The sequence below is a fragment of the Pseudodesulfovibrio nedwellii genome (genome assembly GCF_027923765.1).
Lineage (GTDB): Bacteria > Desulfobacterota > Desulfovibrionia > Desulfovibrionales > Desulfovibrionaceae > Pseudodesulfovibrio > Pseudodesulfovibrio nedwellii.
In genome coordinates this window covers 2531124-2549596 of the sequence record NZ_AP026709.1, presented here as the reverse complement: position 1 = coordinate 2549596, position 18473 = coordinate 2531124, and the positions used below count along the sequence as shown (strand labels likewise).

Below are 18473 nucleotides of genomic sequence, written 5' to 3'. Positions count from 1 at the left end.
TATAATAGTGGATATTATTCAACTCATCTATATTCTCGGCTAATTCACAAAAATCCGACAGGAGATTCTCATGGGCATAAGGACAAAAATATTCGCCCCTTTGCTGATAGTCACGTTGGTTATGATTGCAGGTGGTTTTTTTAGCCTCAATTCTCAATTCAACACCCTCAAAGAGTCCTTTGTTTCCCTCATCATCAAGGGAAAAGTGGAGGACATGCAGCAATCCATTGTCAAAATGTCTGGCAACGCCCTGGAGCAGGCAGCCCTTTTCAGCAGGATGCCCGCCGTTGTCGACGCGTTCTCCGTAGCCAATATGGGTAATATGAAAGACCCGATGGACCCCAAGGCACAGGAAGCCAGAGAACAATTGCGTACGGCACTCGCTCCGGTTCTCAAAGGATATAAGGACACGGTCGGCACCAGCTTCAGAGCACATTTTCACCTGCCCACCGCACGAAGCCTTGTCCGTGTCTGGCGCGAAAAGCAGGCAAAAAAGAATGGGAAATGGGTCGACATTTCAGATGACCTTTCCAGCTTTCGCAACACGGTTATTGATGTAAACAGGGATCACAAGGCAGTTCAGGGCATCGAACCGGGACGCGGCGGATTCACCATTCGAGGTCTGGCCCCTGTCACCGGAACCGATGGACAACATCTTGGCTCCGTGGAAGTGCTCATAGGTTTTTCAGGAATCCTTAAAACAATGGAATCATCAGGCGACATCAAGACGCTTCTGTACATGGATTCCAAATTACTGCCGATCACCACCAAATTACAAGATCCGGCCAAAAATCCCATCAGAAATGGCAAATACGTTCTTGTGTACGGACAAAAAAATGGTGATACTCAAGGTATTGCAACAGATACCATTCTGCAAAACGGTATGAAGAACACCACCATATCCCTGATCGAAAACAACGCTCTGGGAGCATTCCCGGTCAAGGACTATCGGGGTAAAGTCATCGGTGTCATCGTCCTGTCCATGGACATCGCCACACAGGGAGCCATGATTTCCACGGTCATGTGGATTATCATGGGTATTATGCTCGCCATGGTCATAGCGCCAGTTCTCATCATTCTCTGGGTACTCCAAAAATCCATCATGAATCCCATATGCGATTGCACAAACATCGTATCCCGCATTTCCGAAGGAGACCTCAGCCATGTAACCTGCAAAAAACGCAATGATGAAATGGGGACGATCCTTGGCGCCATGGGCACGATGAGTTCAAAACTCAACGACACGCTTAAAGACGTACAACAGGTATCAGAGGATGTTTCTGCTGAATGCCACGGCCTTGCCAGTGCGAGCGATGGTCTATCTCAGGGAGCAACAGAACAGGCAGCCGGACTTGAACAAGTCTCCGCCAGCATGGAAGAAATGTCCGGTAGTATCCGGCAGGCATCTGAAACTGCACACAAGACAGAAACTGTGGCGGCTAAAGCAGCCAAGAACGCTGAAATTGGCGGACAGGCAGTGAACAGAACCGTGAAAGCCATGAAGAAAATTGCCGAAGAAATCAGCATAATCGAAGATATAGCCAGACAAACCAATCTGCTGGCCTTGAACGCAGCGATTGAAGCAGCACGGGCTGGCGAAGCCGGAAAGGGATTTGCCGTGGTTGCTGCCGAAGTTCGCAAACTGGCTGAACGCAGCGGTAACGCCGCAGCCGGCATCAGTGAACTTTCATCGAGCAGTGTAGCCGTGGCCGAAGAAGCCGGAAAACTCCTGGAACAGATTGTCCCTGATATCCAATCCACAGCAGAACTCATTCAGGAAATATCCGCTGCCACCGCCGAACAGAATTCCGGCGTGACGCAGATTACCGGCGCATTGCAGGAATCCGACCGTGTCGTCCAACAAAACGCTGCCGCAGCTTCACAAGTTGCCGAAGCGGCATCAAGTCTGTCTGACAAGGTTCTGCAACTCGATACCTCCATCAGTTTCTTTAAACTCAGTGATTCTATATGCGACTCTACACCTCAATATCAGGTGGCAAATGCAGTGTCTGAGCACAAAGCTTTACCCGAAGACGAATTCCATAAATTCTAAAAAAATGGCCCCTGATCTAATTCATAATCAGGGGCCGTTCTCCTTTGTAGACTCATCATTCTCGAAGTCACACGGAAAACGACTTTCTACCCCTGCCATCTCGACCTTTTTACCGCGGACGTAATTATACACGTTCAGATCATGCACAACTTGAAGCCACAAAGGTCCGGTTTCAGCCTGAATAACCGGTGCCATGTCATAAATCGACGGATGATCCACCCAAAAAACAGTATGAGGATTATCCCGACGCTCAAGCAGGCTAACAAAAGCGTTGGTCGCATCCTTGAAATCATAAAATTCCCCATCACAGAACTGTAACCCGTTGGGGAAATTTATATACAATGTGTCTGATGGTTTGAGATCGTCTTCATTCAGGGAGTCAACCACGCCGTGCAGGCATTGAACAAATCCTGTAGACAAAGCATCATCGTTGTCCAACCGCGTCGTCAAAAACCATTCGGCGTCAGGTGCAATTTTCTGCATGGTACGAATCGTTTGCGACATAATCGAATTGAATGCCCCGCAATAGACCGGTATGAAATTCCTGTATTTGGCATAAATATTGGTAAAAATTTTATACCGATCTGGAGTCTGCTCATCAAAAAGAACCAACCATGTAAAATTTTGATTGCCCTGAGCTTGAACGGTAGGGAAACAGTATTTTTGAAACAACTCGAACCGTAGCGAAAGCCAAATATCTTCAAGTCTTTTCGGAAAATCAATAGCATAGATGTTCACATTGAAACGGGTGATGATAAAATGATGATAATTCACATTCCTCCTCGGCGTACAATGGATACTGAGATAGGACCTATGTACCATCAGCTGAAGATTCAAACAATCAACACGCCTGTTCATACTTAGAGAATGAAAATTATGGACACGCAACCCGGCTCTGGATTCTCCTACAGTTACCTGCTAAAACCACCTTTCCAATGACAACTCCATGGAGGACCCATGCGGACCATTATTATAGCCTTGATGCTCGTGTTAACTCTTGCTGCCTGTGGAACCAAAGATGATTCCGTCGAATCGCCCATGCCGGATGCCGAAGCTGCAGAACAAACCGCAACCCCGGCCCCTGTGCCATCCTCGAACGATCAAAATCTAAAATCCACCAACACCCTCAAGGATGAAATCCCAGATGGTCCGGTCGGTACCCTGCAACTCGCGGACGGTTCCACTATCGTGATTAGCGAATTGATCAAGCTCGACAAATACTATTTGTATATGTCCGGCAAACTCAACGGCCGTTCATCCACTGTGGTTAGCTTCACCAGATTCACAGACTTCATGAAATTCGAAGCCTTCATTTTCAAGGATCAGCATAATTTCATTGTCACAACCAAAAAGGGCAAGGAATTGATCTTCATGGATGCCCGTATTTACTTGGGAAGTGACAGCGCGGACACGTATTCATTTTATACCGTGGACGACAACCTCGACAGACAACTTGTCACCGTGAAAAAAAGCAACGTGGCAACCATCAAACTCCATTAGTCGATCTCACAATTTTTCGACTCCTTTCACCAAGGGAAACACGGATCCGACTCTTGACGTCTAGATAAATTCTAGATAAAAGATCGGTAAGTTTCGTTGTTCATTTTTTCTTGTTTTTCAAGGGTGACGATTGGTGACGATTTGACATAAGGAGGACAGGTGATCCGGCTTTCATTTGGTTTAATACCCCAAAAGGTCATTGTCAGGCTTGGTAAAACGCACACACTCACCCACGCATTGAAGGGCAGACAAAGCACAGTTTCCTGCATCTGGGATACACGTCTCAGATCCCGACCCCGGCGGCTCAGTCTGACCACCAAAAATACAGTCCCCATACAACCCAGAATGAGTAAATATCATGGCAGATACCTATACACATAAAGACCTCGCCAAACTCTGCGGCGTGTCAGAGACCACCATCAAAAGTTACCGCCGCAAATTCCAAGGGTTCATCCCCGTATTGACCCGAGGCAAGCCCATCCGTTTCAAAAGCGAAGCTGGTGATGTCTGTCTCAAGATCCGCGATTGTTTTGGCCAAGGCATGTCTGTTGAAGAAACACACAAAGTCTTGAAGGAAAACTTCAAGGAAGCCCCTGTGGTTCGTCCTCGTCGCACTCAGGCGACAGGCCAACCGACTGCCGCACCTGCCGGAGTGTCGCAGGAATACATGGAAAAATTCTTTGCCACTGCCGGACAAATGATGCAGGGCATGGCAGGCTTGGCTACCGCGCAAGCCAAAGCCGAACAGCGGTTGCGCAAAGTCGAATCCGCATTGGAAAAACTCCTCGAACTTGAATCGCGCAACAACGATTCTTTCGGGAAACTCCTTGATAAGCAGGAAACTCCACCCGAAAAAACGACTGCACCCAAAGCCGAACCTGAAACAAAAGTTCGCGCACGAAAAATCGTCAATGTGCGCAGCCCGGAAGGTGAGGTAAAATCCTACGCCCTTGAAAAACCCTCCGAGCTTGAAAGGCCGTCCGATGCTTTTCTGAACACGCCTATCGTCATTAAAAACGATCAGGATGAGTTTCTGGGTGTGCCCGGAAGACTCCCCTTATCTGGATTTGTGGAAATCCTCGCTCGTGAGGCTGAAGAATCCGGCATTTCAAACACCTACTGGCATCGTGACGGTGACATCTGGATATTTGTCCTGACTTCTCCCAACGGTGAATCGCAAGCGCTATACTTCTCCTCTACCACCACGCCCAGAGGAAATCTGGTGGTGCTGCTTGAACGACTCGACGTGAATGGAGCAGAAGCTTCCGCCCAATTCCTTCAGGAATATTTCCGCCAGGTGAAGGATAAAATTTAGCCATCATCCCTCTCCAGTCCTTAACTTTTGGGTCACTTTACGAGTGTGGGTTCAATGTGCGTATGAATATCCTTTTAATAGACAACAATGATAGCTTTACGCGGAATCTTGAGCATTTGCTGGTTTCTGCGGTGGCCGGATGTAATGTTGATATCAAGCCGTATTCACGGTTGGATTCACTCGAGTATTCGGCGTATGATCTCATCATTATTTCGCCGGGCCCGGGGGAGCCTGCCGAATATCCTGGATATAAACGGATATTCAATGCCGACAAGCCGGTGCTGGGAATTTGTCTTGGCATGCAGATCATCAATGAATTGCATGGTGGGGCCACTGGACGCTTGAATGGATGTGTACATGGCAAAACCGATATCATTAAATTTGATGGTACAAAACGTGTTGTGGCTCGATATCATTCGCTCAAAGTGACAATGGTTAGCAGCAAATTAGATATTTTGGCTGTGAACCGGGACGATGTCGTCATGTGTCTTGGTAACGCTGAAAAGCGACTTCTCGGTTATCAATTTCATCCCGAGTCATTTATGACACCGGACGGAGGCGGGTACATTGCATTTGCCCTGCACTTTCTCGGCCTCAATTAATCAGGCACAATTTGACAGGTTTGCAGGATTACTGGCCCGCGACTTTGACGCTGAAATGATCTTATCGGCCGATGGGTATCCCGCACAGACTCGCTCTGTTGTCGGCGTATATCCTATCACTGAGTTAATTATCACGGAAACCACCACACCAGAACAGCTCAAGGGATTTTGTTTTGATTCACCTGGTCCGACCCTCGGTTTCATAAGTTACACCTACGGCATGAAACTGCGCGGCATCGCTTCTTCCAAGCCATATGATTTTCCGCTCGGTCATCTCAAAAAGTACAAAGCTATTGTTTCCTTTGAAAACGAAAAACTCACGTTTTCCTCCAGCCATCAAACATTGATTGACACGCTTTCGGAAATGCTGGGCAACATGTCCGCACACAGTGATACACAGATTGATTACGGGCCAACGCTTTCGAGGATGAAAAAATCTCTCGATAAAAATGGATATGAAGATGGTGTCCGCCGAACCTTGGAGTACATCCGATCCGGGCATACCTATCAATTAAATCTGTCCACCCGCCTTTCATGGCATTGTCCCGAACTCAATCCGCTCGCTCTTTTCACGACCCTGTGCCGTGAGCATCCGGCCCCGTTTTACGCATGGCTCATCAGCGGGCAGAAGCGAATATTATCAACTTCACCTGAACGATTTCTGGCTGTACGGGATGGGCATGTCTTATCCCAACCCATCAAAGGTACACTTCGTTTCGATGTTCTGACGCCTGATGCACATCGGCAATTGACGGATTCTCCCAAGGAATCAGCGGAACTGTCCATGATCGTGGATCTTGTGCGCAACGATATTTCAGCCAATTGCGACTATGGCTCCGTACATGTAAAAAACCATAAATCAGTGTTTGCCGTAGATAATCTGCTCCAAATGTATGCCGACGTTCATGGCACCCTCCGAACCGACAAGGATTGTCTGGATCTCTTTCTTGACGCCTTTCCGGGTGGCTCCATTACCGGATGCCCAAAAAAGAGTTCCATGGAGATCATAGAGCGACTGGAGCCGCACAGCCGGGGGATATACTGCGGATCAATCGTGATAATTGAAGACGAACGAAACATGGATTCGTCCATTGCCATTCGTACCGCGACATTCGACATGAAAACACACGTCCTCGACTCATATGCCGGAAGCGGTATCGTTGTGGACTCAGATCCCGTGAGAGAGTATCAGGAGACAATGGCCAAAGCAGAAAAATTTCTTGCGCTGGGAGAATCATGATCCACTATTATAACAACACCTACACGCTCGGAACCGTCAGTCTCGACCCAAGTGCTCCGGCCTTCCGGTATGGCGCAGGCTTTTTTGAAACCATTTACTACAATGGACACAATATTTGTCATCTTGACCAGCATCTCGACCGTATTCTCTATTCACTCCGATCCTTTGGCGTAGAATATGAAACTACGAATTTCGAAGAAGTCATCGAGCAAGTTCTCAACCGTAACGGATTGACCGGCCAGACTGCACGGGTCAACATATTCTATCCCATGGAAACCTACGGCGCATCGCCTGTTATCACCGCTATTGCCCATGACCCTAAACCTTACAAGGCGTATCGACTCTGTGTCTGCAAAGATCACCACGTCTCCACGCTCAATGCGCACAAAACGACCAGCTACATGTTTTTTCATCTGGCCATGCAACAGGCCAAGGCGCGTGGGTTTGATGATGCCGCTCTGTTCGATCTGGACGACAATCTTCTTGAAGCCACCACTGGTGCGCTTGTCCTCAAAAAGGAAGGTTCATTCGTTACCGTAGACTCTCCCTACAGACTTCCTTCAACCGCCCTCGCCATAGCTTCGCAAACTCTCGATATTATTCCTGTCCGTTTGCCTTTGGACGAACTGCATTCATTCCGACATGCATATATTCTCAACTCCATTGTTGGCATGCGTCCCGTGGTCGCTATCGGTGAAACCGCATTTGTCCCTGACGAAGACACATGTCAGGATGTAATGCATGCTGTCCTTGAGACATCATGATTAAGTAACACGCCATGATCTGCACAGGCTGTACAAAAACTGTAGGGACGGGTACATAGAGCTGCATGATGGTCAATGTCGAACATCTCTCATACAACTTCGGGGCCTACTGGGCGCTCAAGGATATCTCGTTCTCGCTGGGCAAAGGTGAATTCCTTTTCCTGACCGGCCATTCCGGGGCAGGCAAGACCACTTTGTTACGATTGCTGTACGGCGCTCTTCCAATGTGCAGAGGCCGGGCATCCGTCGCAGGATTCCAGCTGAATAATCTGAAAAAACGACACATCCCGCAACTGCGCCGCAAGGTCGGTGTGGTCTTTCAGGATTTCAAAATTTTACCCACCCGCACAGTCTTCGACAACGTCGCTATGGCGTTAGAAATTCGAGGTATGCCACGCACACATCTGGAACGACGAGTTCGCGCTATTATACGGGCTATGGGATTAGAAACCAAAAGCTATTCCATCTGTGAACGACTGTCTGGTGGTGAACAACAACGTGTTGCCATTGCACGATCCATGGTCGCTAACCCGGAACTCATTCTGGCTGACGAACCAACCGGCAATCTTGATGTCGATCTTACCATGCATCTAATGGAAATTTTTAAACAGTTCCATACCTATGGAACATCGATCATCATGGCTACGCACAGTCGTGAAGTTCTGAAATGTGTACCCAATGCAAAGATCCTTCACCTTGAGGACGGACGCATCACAAAGGTCAACGGTACTGCTCCTGAAGAAGAGAAAGAAAGTGTTTTTGGCGAGGTAAATTTATGATCGCCCAATTTCTCCGACTCACCGGACGAGGCGTTGCTGATCTTCGACTCCATCCTTTTGCCCAGTTGCTCACTCTGGTGGCCGTGGCTATGGTCACACTGCTCACCGGCCTTATTCTCATAGGGTTGCACAACATCAATCTCGAACTCCTAAAATCTCGAGGCCAGGTAGAATTTCAAATCTACTGGAAAACAGACGCCAAAGTCGAAGCCGTGCTCGAAGACTGGAAAGTCATCAAGTCCATGGAACATCTGATGTTGTTCAAAACTTTCACACCACAAAGCGCTTTGACCGAGCTGGCCACAACTCTTGGCGAAACCGGTGATTTCTCTTGGCTGGCAGAAAACAATCCTCTTCCTTATTCCGGCCTGGCTTCGTATGCCGTCCCACCAGATGCACAGAACAACGGGTGGGCTGAAAAATTGCTCACACAACTCAATTCCTTACCCGCTGTGGCAAAAGTCAATTATACGCCATTTCAAGCGGATCTCGCCCAGAGTTGGCGGACCATGTCGCATGCCATCATCTGGCCAGTGCTTGGATTTCTTGGATTAATCGTCTCGCTCGTTGTGCACAACACCATCAAACTTTCACTGCTTACCCGCATGGATGAAATCGAAATTCTATCATTGGTTGGTGCAAAACCCGCGTATATCCGCTGGCCATTACTGACTGGAGGATTTATTCAAGGGGTCATTGGATCTGGGGCAGGTATAGGTCTGCTTGCTATGGTTCATTCGTTTATTGCAGAGATTTTCAATTTTCCACCATTTCTGTTCGAAATTCAATTTTTGCCCGCAGATCAAATCATGATATTGGCCGGAGCCGTTACGCTTGTGTCCATCTGTTCAAGTTGGGTCGCAGTGAGATAGGAATGTAGCCAGACCCCATCCTTTCCTTTTCCTAAACTTTTTTGTGCTTCGAAAAATTCCATTTATAATATCATTTTTTAGAGTCACACAAAGATTTCATTGAGAGCAGACAAAAGGCCTGCCGAGTTTTCTCGGCAGGCCTTTTATTATTGTATATCTGGTTAATTAGAAGCTGGGGATGTCGTCTACTTTTTCGGAAAGCAAGAACTCACCCTTTTCGATCCAATCCTTGAGTTTGTCAGCTACTTCCAAAGACATTGTGTAACTTGTAATAGGAACAGTCGAGGTGGCCTTGCCATTGACCTCTATTTCTCCACTACGCAGCTCCTCGAAGGTGACACGTGCCAATTCACGGGGGATGCCGTTGGGATAGTCATAGCCATAATCCTTGACCGGCATGGTGATGTCCGCATCAGACACACCGGTAAACCAAGCCATCTCTTCGTTGAGAATCGGAATGGGTATACCCACGCCTACTGCCAGTGACACGCCGTAGCCAATGAGTGACTGAGCACGCACATATCGGGCGTCCATCTGTTTGAAATCACCCTTGAGCATAAGCGTACCAGACGGATTTTCAGGCAGACCTCGCTCATTCCGTTTCGGCTTTTGCACATGCTGGGTGCCTTCTCCGATAACATATCCGATACCACCACCAAGGAAGATACGCGTTCCCATTCCAATAGTCCGGTAATACGGATCATTGAACAATGGCGACAAATGGCCGGCCGTGGCAAAATTGACATTGGAACAATTCGACTTGAGCGGCCCCATGTATGTATAAATTGTACGGCTGGTCAGGTTCACGGCCGCATTATAATTTTGATAGCAGTTACGCGGATTGAGCATGACCGCATTCGGCAGATCAGCCAAAGTCACATCCTTGTCCAGTTCACGACGCGGATAACAGTCGGTACCATAAGACTCGGCTCGGAGATGCACAGCCTTGCCACGGAGCAAATCTTCCATGACATGCGCTCCACCGTACGAAAAGCGGCCAGGATGAACCTTGTTAAGGGGATCGTCTTCAGAAGCCTCTGTGGCCCCTAAATACGCGTCTACAGCGGCAATGCCTGAGTAGCAAAGAACGTTATTCAGCCAAAGCTTGGAAACTCTCATTACCGGCGGTTGCTGACCTATATTAAAAAGCAAGCCTGACGAACACATCGGAGAAAAGGTTCCAGTCGTGACAATATCCACTTCCTGGGCTGCCTTGACCTTGCCTTCCTTCTTCACGATCGCAATCATTTCTTCGGCATTGACCACCACGGCCTTGCCTTTACGAATTCGTTCGTTAATCTCTTTGACCGTTTTATTCACTTCAAACTGTGCCATATGTCATTGCCTCCGGTGGCCAGGGAACCACTGTGGATTGGAATTACACCCCTGCCCCCCCTCCTGAACTTTATATCTCGACGACATTTGTCGCAGGGAGAATCATGGTTATTGGTTCACCACTTGTAATCGAATTTTGCCCGAAGGAAAACACCGTTGTTGATCTGTATTTTTCACAACATAAAAAATTACTCTTTTTGGTGGGAAATAAAACAGGATACACCATGGGAAAACCATGTTTTCAACAAGTAAGACACATTGGACGGAAAAGTGGGGGAAAACAGCCTGTTTTTCCCCTTAATACGGGCTGAAAAGCTTGGCTTTAGCTATATTATAATGTATAGATCCTAAGAAATTTCGAGGTTTTTTTTAGACTCTCATTTAAAATTCCATCGAATAATAATTTCAACGTATAAAAATAGACACTTAACAAAAAGACCACACAGTGAAAGAGCCACTTCGTCAACATCTCCTTCAAACATGCTCGGATGATGATCTCAAGCGTTGGTTTGATCCTCTTGAATTTGAGTATTCAGAGGAAAACAAAAGACTGACTGTGGGATTTCCTCATACTTTTTTTGCAAAATGGTTCGAAACTGACATTCAAGACAAGTTTGAAGCCCAGCTCAACCTGTTCTTTGGAAACGGCTATCTCGTCAGTTACAGGGACAGTGAGTCATCCGACAAGCCTAAAGGTGTACAGGTTGCCGATGTCGTTAAACGCATCGACTTCCCGTTTGGTCAGGAATTTACCTTTGACACCTTTCTGATCAACAAGAAAAACTACTTTCCCATCGCTTCGGCCAAAGAAGTTTCCAAGCAGACCGGATCATTGTTCAATCCGTTCATTATCTGCGGTCCAGGTGGTTCGGGTAAAACACACCTGCTCAAATCCGTAGGAAATGAAATCAGTAAAAAAACTGATTATTCCACAGTCTTCATGGGATCCATGGATGAACTAAATTCACTGTACTCGATACGATTCAAAGGTGACCCGTTCAAAGCCAGAAATTATCTATTCGAATATGATTTCCTGTTCATTGATGACTTTCAGAAAATTAAGGAACATCCTCATTTCCAACAGGAACTCGTTAATATTTTCAACCACTTTTACGACAATAAAAAGCAAATGGTATTAGCTTGCCGTGAAAAGGTAACCAGTTACGACTTTCTTGATGACAGCCTGCAATCCAGGCTTGGATGGGGACTTATCGTCACTCTGAAAGAACCTGATCTTGAAATCAGAGTGGGCTATATTCAGCGTCAGGCGCGTGCAAAACGTTTGACCCTTACCAAGGATCAAATTCTGACCTTGGCGCAGCGATTCACTGATTTTCGCTACTTGCAGGGTATTCTGCTCAAGCTGTTCGCCTTCAAGGAATTGGTTAAACAGAATCTCACACAAAAAGACTTTGAACATATCCTCGCAAACACCGAGGAAAAAACCACGGACGATCTTACACCAAAAAAAATTCTCAGCGTGGTTTCCGAACATTTCAACATCCACGTCAAAGACCTTATCGGCACCAAACGGCACCAGCATATTGCTCAAGCCCGTCAGGTTGCCATGTATCTTTGCCGTCAGATGCTCAGTATATCCTATCCGGCTTTAGGAAGGACGTTTGGAGGAAAAGATCACTCGACAGTCCTTTATTCGGTAAAAAAAATCGAACAATTACAGGAAGATGACTTTGAATTGAAACAACTGTTGAAAACGTTGAAGAATAAATGTCGCATGTAGTGACAAACGTGAATTGAGAGCATTTTACGAAAAAAAGGTTCCAAATTAGACACAGTGAGTGTGCGTAAAAAAACATAATATTTACGCATGTTAGACTACTTAGGAACAAAGGAACCGACCTAATAAATCACAATAAAGGAGATATTATTTATGTTTCTGAAAGTGAACAGAGATGAAATCATTGAAGGACTCCAGAAGTCGGCCAACATTATTCCGGCCAAAACAGGCGCCGCATTCCTTCGCACTATCTGGTTACAATGCGAAGATGGAAATTTGAATATCATGAGCACGGACTCCAATCTTGAGTTCATGGGTTCCTATCCGGCCACCTTGGAGGGTGAAGGTCTTGCCGGTGTTCAAGGCCGTGCATTCTATGATCTGGTCAAGCAACTCAAAAGCGGTCAGGGAGAACTGACTATCCATACGGACGAAGAAAATCAGAATGTCCTGGTGGAACAGAAAGCAAGAAAATACAAATTCCCAGTGAATGATCCAGAATGGTTTCAGAAGTTCTCCAGTTTTCCTGAAAATGGAACGGTCTTCTGGTCCGGTGATTTCCTACATGAGATCATCGACAAGATCTCCTTCTGTATTTCTGATGAAGATTCCATGGAAGCTATTGCTTGTATTTATATGGCACCGCGCGAAGTCATGGGTGAGAAGAAAGTTGAAGTCTGTGGTCTGAACGGCCATCAATTTTCCATGCTCAACTTTGTAAACGATGATATTTACGCCATGCTTCCCGAAGACGGTATCCTCATCCAGAAGAAATACCTTACTGAGTTGAAAAAGTGGCTGACCGCTGATGAAATCGAGTTGGCCATTTCTGACAAGCGTCTGTTCTTCCGTACGGGCGACAAACGGGAAACTTTTACGTTGCCGTTGTCTTATTACCAGTACCCGAATTACAACAACTTCCTGGCGAAGTTGGGTGATGATTCCGTATCGACTCTGGAAGTAAACAGACTGGATCTGGTGGATGCCTTGTCTCGCGTAGCCCTGTTCAACACCGATTCCAACCGGTGCGCCTACTTCTCTTTTGATGGGTCCGAAGTGACTATCTCTGCTCAAGGACAGGAAACAGGGACCGCTCGGGAATCTATTAATGCCACATTTAACGGCGACATGCAGCGTATCGCCTTTCCAACCAGGAATCTCATTGAGATCCTGAACCATTTCAATTCCGATACCGTGAAGTTCACATTGACTGGTACTGAAGCCCCTTGTGGTCTGACCGGTGTGGACGACAAGGACTATCAGGTGATTGTCATGCCCATGATGATCCAGGAAGAGACTTACTACACAGAGGAAAACGCATAAATGAGCGAACAAAACTACAACGCCGAATCAATTACCGTCCTTGAGGGGCTTGAGGCTGTTCGAAAACGGCCAGCCATGTATATCGGTTCAACCGATATCCGTGGCCTGCACCACCTGGTCTATGAAGTCATCGACAACTCCATCGATGAAGCCATGGCCGGGTACTGCGATAAGATCAAAGTCACTCTGCATATGGACAACTCTTGCACGGTTACTGACAATGGCCGTGGTATTCCCGTGGAAATGCATCCGAAAGAAGGCGTTCCTGCGGTCCAAGTGGCTATGACCACCCTGCATGCCGGTGGTAAGTTCGATAATGATTCATACAAAGTTTCCGGTGGTCTGCATGGTGTTGGTGTTTCGTGCGTCAACGCCTTGTCTGAATTTATGGAAACAACGATCAAACGTAATGGCACTACTTATCGCATAAAATTTGAACGTGGTGCAGTCGCCCACGAACTTGAAGAAGTAGGTTCAGCTGATTCTCAAGGAACTACCCAGCGTTTTCGTCCTGATGAAGAGATTTTCGAGGTCAATCAGTTTGACTATGATATTCTCAAAAAACGTTTCAAGGAATTGGCTTATTTGAATTCCGGTCTTGAAATCGAGTTCAAAGATGAGCGCAATCCAGAAGCCGAAAGCGAAAAATTTAAATTCGATGGTGGTATCGTCAGATACGTCAAGGATCTCAACTCGAGTTTGAGTACTATTGGCGAAATAGTGTACGGCGAAGGCGAATCTGAAAACATGGTTGTCGAGTTCGCATTGCAGTACACCTCGGCATACAAGGAAAACACCTACACATTTGCGAACAACATTCGCACTATTGAAGGTGGCACACACTTGGCCGGTTACAAAACGGCACTGACCCGCGCCATCAACAATTATATCCAGAATGGTGATTTACCCAAGAAATTGGTGAAGCGCCTGACTGGTGATGATGTTCGTGAAGGTTTGACCTCCGTCATTTCCGTTAAGCTGCCTGACCCGCAGTTCGAAGGACAGACCAAGACCAAGCTCGGTAACTCCGAAGCATCCGGTCTGGTTGCCGGTGTGATTTACGAGAAGCTGAATACCTTCTTTGAAGAAAATCCCAAGGAAGCGCGTTTCATCATCGAGAAAGTCGTTGATGCATCCCGTGCTCGTGAAGCAGCTCGCAAAGCTCGCGATCTGGTTCGACGTAAAGGTGCCCTTTCCGATAACTCGCTCCCGGGCAAGTTGGCTGACTGCCAGTCCAAGAAGCCTGAGGAATCAGAAATCTTTATTGTTGAGGGTGATTCTGCAGGTGGTTCGGCCAAACAGGGCCGAGATCCTAAATGTCAGGCTATTCTCCCGCTGCGTGGTAAAATTCTTAATGTCGAAAAAACTCGCATGCACAGAATGCTCGGCAACAAGGAAATTCGTGCCATGATCACGGCCCTTGGTATCGGCATTGGCAGTGAAGAAGAAGAAAAAGATTACAACAGGCTGCGCTATCACAAAGTCGTTATCATGACTGATGCTGATGTTGACGGCTCTCACATTCGTACTTTGTTGCTGACATTCTTTTTCAGACAGTACGAAGAGCTGATCAACCGAGGGCATTTGTATATAGCACAACCTCCATTGTACCGTGCCCACAAGGGCAAGTTTGAAAAGTTCATTAAGGACGATCTTGAGCTGGATAATTTCCTGTTGGAAAAAGTCGGTGCTGATTTGGCTATTGAAGCACAGAAAAAGACCTTTGTTGGCAGTGAGCTTATGGAGTTGATGGAAAAATCCCGTTTTCTGCGCGCCAAGTTTGGTGAGGCTGAAACAGTGGGTATTGAACCGGCTCTGTACCACAAATTGCTCAATTTTCCTGATCGGATTTCTTACACTTACTTTGAGGACAATAGTCCTGAAGAGTTCAAAAAGGATTTTGAAACCAATGGATTCAAGGTCTTTATTGAGACTGAACGAGATTTGGAACTGGAAAAAGACCGTACGTATATCAGCTTTGAAAATGAAAACGGACACCGTACGCGACTGGCTATGGAGTTCTTTTATTCCAAGCTCTACAAACAAGGCTTCAATACGTATGGAGAGCTTCGGGAAACCTGTGGCGGGTTCGAGTTCACTCTGAGACTGAAAGAGAGCGAGAGGGAAATCTCGGGCATTTTCGGGCTATATGACGCTGTCATCGAAGAGGCTCATCGCGGTTGGTCCATCCAGCGCTACAAAGGTTTGGGTGAAATGAACCCGGATCAGCTCTGGGAAACCACCATGCACCCCGAGAAGCGGACCATGCTTCAGGTACATATCGAAGATGCGGCCGCGGCCAATGACATCTTTACGGACCTCATGGGCGACAATGTGGAACCCCGTAGAGAGTTCATCGAAAAGAATGCACTGGCTGTGCAAGAACTGGATATCTAATTTTGAGGCAAACGAATGAGTGATACGATTACCATCGAAAGTGAACTCAAGAAAAGTTATCTTGAGTATTCCCTCTCTGTCATCATAGGACGCGCCATCCCGGATGTGCGTGACGGGTTAAAACCCGTGCATAGGCGTATTTTATTCGCCATGCACGACCTCGGCAACTACCACAATCGCGCTTACAAGAAATCTGCTCGTGTGGTCGGTGACGTCATCGGTAAATACCATCCGCATGGTGACTCCGCAGTATATGATGCCTTGGTCCGTATGGCCCAGGATTTCTCTATGCGCGACATGCTGGTGGATGGTCAGGGTAACTTCGGTTCCATTGACGGCGATTCTGCGGCTGCAATGCGTTATACTGAAGTTCGCATGGCCAAGTTGTGCGGCGAGTTTCTCGGCGACATCGAAAAGCAGACTGTTGATTTCAATCCCAACTACGACAACACAATGCAGGAGCCGTCTGTCCTGCCCACCAAGGTGCCGAACCTCTTATTGAACGGTACCACTGGTATTGCTGTCGGTATGGCAACCAACATTCCACCTCACAATTTGAGCGAGCTTATCGACGGTTGTGTACATATCTTGGACAATCCGGATTGTTCTGTTGAATCCATGATGGAATTTGTGAAAGGTCCAGATTTCCCGACTGGCGGTACCGTATTCGGTGGCCAGGGATTGATTGATGCCTACACCACTGGTCGTGGTTCTATCAAAATCCGTGGTATTGTGGAAAAGGAAGAAGCCAATAAGGGGAAGAAAGAGCGGATCGTGATCAAGGAGATCCCTTTTGCTCTCAACAAATCCACGCTGGTCGAGAAGATTGCCCAGCTGGTGCATGATAAAAAGGTCGATGGTGTTTCCGACCTGCGTGATGAATCAGATCGTACCGGTATTCGTATCGTCCTTGATCTGAAACGCGGTGCCATCGCCGACATCATTATTAATTCTCTCTACAAATTCACCCCGTTGGAAACCAGTTTCGGCATCAATATGATGGCTGTTGTTGGTAAACGTCCCATGCTGTTGAATTTGAAAGAAGTACTCAAATACTTTTTGGATCATCGCCGTGAGGTGATTATCCGTCGGACCAAGTTTGATCTCGATAAGTGTGAAAAGCGCGTCCACATTCTGGAAGGTTTACACATCGCTCTTGATAACATCGACGAAGTTGTCAAACTCATTCGCGCATCCCAATCGCCTGAAGAAGCCCGTAATTCTCTTATGGACCGCTTCGAGTTGTCTGAGATTCAGGCTAAGGCCATTTTGGATATGCGTCTCCAGAAGCTTACTGGTTTGGAGCAGGACAAACTGCTTGAAGAACTGGCCGAGCTGATGAAGAGAATTGAATACTTCAGGTCTATTCTTGATAACGAAGAAGTTTTGAAAGGTGTCATTCGTGACGAATTGACCGAGATTAAGGAAAATTACGCCACACCGCGTAAGTCCGAATTGCTCCTGGCAGACCTCGATTCTATTGATATCGAAGATCTCATTCCTGATGAAGAAACTGTTATCACCCTGTCCAGACGCGGTTATATCAAGCGTACTCCGCTGTCCAACTACACGGCACAGCGACGTGGCGGTAAGGGAATTGCTGGTGTTCAGACCGGTGACGGCGATTTTATCCACACCTTCATGTTGACTACCAATCATCAGCATCTGGTCCTGTTCACGAACTTCGGTAAGATGTTCAAGATCAAGGTCCATCAGGTGCCTGAAGGCAGCCGTTACGCCAAGGGTGGGCATGTGAACAACTTGCTGCCACTGGAAAAGGATGAGCATATCGCAACGTGCTTGTCGCTGCGTGAATTCGATGATGACAGGTTCTTCCTGTTCGTGACCAAGAAGGGCATGATCAAGCGTTCCTCCATCGGGTTGTATGCCAATTGCCGCACGACCGGCATCAGGGCTGTGAATTTGCGTGATAATGACGAACTCATGACCGTTCGTGAATTGGATCGGGATGTGGATTGTATCCTCGCGAGCCGTGAGGGTTCCGCTATCCGGTTCAATATCAACGACGCTCGGCCTATGGGTCGCGCCACCGCAGGCGTCAAAGGTATGGCACTTAGGCCCAACGATGAAGTTGTGGCGTGTGTTGTTACTGGTGATGTTGACCGCGATCAACTGCTGACGGTATCCGAAGGCGGATTTGGTAAGCGGACATCAATCGATCAGTATCGTAGCCAGACTCGTGGTGGTAAGGGAATCTTGAACATGCGTCTTACCAACAAGACCGGAAAGGTCATCAGTGCACGCATGGTTAACGAATCCGATGACGTGATTCTGCTCACCACGCAGAACAAGGTTATCCGAATGTCCGTGTCGGAAGTCAGCCAGACACGAGGCCGCGCCACACAGGGTGTGCGCCTGGTGCGTATGGATGCCGACAATAAGGTGGCCGGTTTCGACCTGGTCATGGATGACGACGAAGAACTCACTGAAAAACAATCATAAAGGGGGACGCCGCAGGCGAGCAGGGGAATGAAAACGAAAAATCTTGAGAGGTTTATCGATTTCATTCCCCTGACCCTCATACCCTCTTCTTT

At 47.2% G+C, this 18473-nt stretch carries 14 protein-coding genes; 12 read left to right on the top strand and 2 right to left on the bottom strand.

Annotated elements, in window-relative coordinates; genetic code table 11:
* The first annotated feature begins 70 nt into the window (after positions 1–70).
* The gene (locus SYK_RS11975) at positions 71–2053 is read left to right on the top strand and encodes a methyl-accepting chemotaxis protein (RefSeq protein WP_281760502.1); all 1983 of its coding nucleotides are present in this window, start codon (positions 71–73) and stop codon (positions 2051–2053) included.
* 27 nt (positions 2054–2080) lie between these two features.
* Here SYK_RS11975 and SYK_RS11970 read toward each other — a convergent pair whose 3' ends face one another.
* Complete coding sequence (locus tag SYK_RS11970) at positions 2081–2827, bottom strand: glycosyltransferase (RefSeq protein ID WP_281760501.1); 747 nt, start codon at positions 2825–2827, stop codon at positions 2081–2083.
* A gap of 183 nt (positions 2828–3010) precedes the next feature.
* Between SYK_RS11970 and SYK_RS11965 the strand changes: the two genes are divergently transcribed.
* From SYK_RS11965 to SYK_RS11935, 7 genes are all read left to right on the top strand, one after another.
* Positions 3011–3553, top strand: coding sequence for a lipoprotein (locus SYK_RS11965; protein ID WP_281760500.1), 543 nt, complete (start codon positions 3011–3013; stop codon positions 3551–3553).
* 358 nt (positions 3554–3911) lie between these two features.
* Positions 3912–4868, top strand: coding sequence for a MerR family transcriptional regulator (locus SYK_RS11960; RefSeq protein ID WP_281760499.1), 957 nt, complete (start codon positions 3912–3914; stop codon positions 4866–4868).
* Between the two features lie 62 nt (positions 4869–4930).
* Positions 4931–5470, top strand: a complete 540-nt coding sequence (locus tag SYK_RS11955) for an aminodeoxychorismate/anthranilate synthase component II (RefSeq protein ID WP_281760498.1) — start codon at positions 4931–4933, stop codon at positions 5468–5470.
* Positions 5471–5525: 55 nt separating this feature from the next.
* The gene (locus SYK_RS11950) at positions 5526–6710 is read left to right on the top strand and encodes an anthranilate synthase component I family protein (RefSeq protein WP_281760497.1); all 1185 of its coding nucleotides are present in this window, start codon (positions 5526–5528) and stop codon (positions 6708–6710) included.
* Positions 6707–7474, top strand: coding sequence for an aminotransferase class IV (locus tag SYK_RS11945; RefSeq protein WP_281760496.1), 768 nt, complete (start codon positions 6707–6709; stop codon positions 7472–7474). Before SYK_RS11950 ends, SYK_RS11945 begins: the two co-directional genes overlap by 4 nt.
* 68 nt (positions 7475–7542) lie before the next feature.
* Positions 7543–8253 carry a cell division ATP-binding protein FtsE gene (gene ftsE, locus SYK_RS11940; RefSeq protein WP_281763272.1) on the top strand — a complete coding sequence of 237 codons (711 nt, stop codon included), beginning with the start codon at positions 7543–7545 and terminating at the stop codon, positions 8251–8253.
* The gene (locus SYK_RS11935; RefSeq protein ID WP_281760495.1) at positions 8250–9125 is read left to right on the top strand and encodes a cell division protein FtsX; all 876 of its coding nucleotides are present in this window, start codon (positions 8250–8252) and stop codon (positions 9123–9125) included. The genes ftsE and SYK_RS11935 overlap by 4 nt, the downstream gene beginning before the upstream one ends.
* Before the next feature lie 165 nt (positions 9126–9290).
* On the opposite strand, the gene SYK_RS11930 is transcribed toward SYK_RS11935, so the two are convergent.
* Positions 9291–10460, bottom strand: a complete 1170-nt coding sequence (locus SYK_RS11930; RefSeq protein ID WP_281760494.1) for a homocysteine biosynthesis protein — start codon at positions 10458–10460, stop codon at positions 9291–9293.
* Between the two features lie 445 nt (positions 10461–10905).
* Here SYK_RS11930 and SYK_RS11925 point away from each other — a divergent pair, with 445 nt between their 5' ends.
* The 4 genes from SYK_RS11925 to gyrA all read left to right on the top strand — a co-directional run bounded on the left by SYK_RS11925 (position 10906) and on the right by gyrA (position 18381).
* The gene (locus SYK_RS11925) at positions 10906–12201 is read left to right on the top strand and encodes a DnaA ATPase domain-containing protein (RefSeq protein ID WP_281760493.1); all 1296 of its coding nucleotides are present in this window, start codon (positions 10906–10908) and stop codon (positions 12199–12201) included.
* Positions 12202–12351: 150 nt separating this feature from the next.
* On the top strand, positions 12352–13521 hold the full coding sequence (gene dnaN / locus SYK_RS11920; RefSeq protein ID WP_281760492.1) for a DNA polymerase III subunit beta: 1170 nt from the start codon (positions 12352–12354) through the stop codon (positions 13519–13521).
* A complete protein-coding gene (gene gyrB / locus SYK_RS11915) occupies positions 13522–15918 on the top strand; it encodes a DNA topoisomerase (ATP-hydrolyzing) subunit B (RefSeq protein ID WP_281760491.1) in 2397 nt (798 codons plus the stop codon).
* A 15-nt stretch (positions 15919–15933) separates the two neighbouring features.
* Positions 15934–18381, top strand: coding sequence for a DNA gyrase subunit A (gene gyrA, locus SYK_RS11910; RefSeq protein ID WP_281760490.1), 2448 nt, complete (start codon positions 15934–15936; stop codon positions 18379–18381).
* Positions 18382–18473: the final 92 nt, after the last annotated feature.

Coding starts and splice junctions, on each gene's coding strand:
- SYK_RS11975 (WP_281760502.1), top strand. CDS start 71: ATGGGCATAAGGACAAAAATATTCGCCCCTTTGCTGATAGTCACGTTG.
- SYK_RS11965 (WP_281760500.1), top strand. CDS start 3,011: ATGCGGACCATTATTATAGCCTTGATGCTCGTGTTAACTCTTGCTGCC.
- SYK_RS11960 (WP_281760499.1), top strand. CDS start 3,912: ATGGCAGATACCTATACACATAAAGACCTCGCCAAACTCTGCGGCGTG.
- SYK_RS11955 (WP_281760498.1), top strand. CDS start 4,931: ATGAATATCCTTTTAATAGACAACAATGATAGCTTTACGCGGAATCTT.
- SYK_RS11950 (WP_281760497.1), top strand. CDS start 5,526: ATGATCTTATCGGCCGATGGGTATCCCGCACAGACTCGCTCTGTTGTC.
- SYK_RS11945 (WP_281760496.1), top strand. CDS start 6,707: ATGATCCACTATTATAACAACACCTACACGCTCGGAACCGTCAGTCTC.
- ftsE (WP_281763272.1), top strand. CDS start 7,543: ATGGTCAATGTCGAACATCTCTCATACAACTTCGGGGCCTACTGGGCG.
- SYK_RS11935 (WP_281760495.1), top strand. CDS start 8,250: ATGATCGCCCAATTTCTCCGACTCACCGGACGAGGCGTTGCTGATCTT.
- SYK_RS11930 (WP_281760494.1), bottom strand. CDS start 10,460: ATGGCACAGTTTGAAGTGAATAAAACGGTCAAAGAGATTAACGAACGA.
- dnaN (WP_281760492.1), top strand. CDS start 12,352: ATGTTTCTGAAAGTGAACAGAGATGAAATCATTGAAGGACTCCAGAAG.
- gyrB (WP_281760491.1), top strand. CDS start 13,522: ATGAGCGAACAAAACTACAACGCCGAATCAATTACCGTCCTTGAGGGG.
- gyrA (WP_281760490.1), top strand. CDS start 15,934: ATGAGTGATACGATTACCATCGAAAGTGAACTCAAGAAAAGTTATCTT.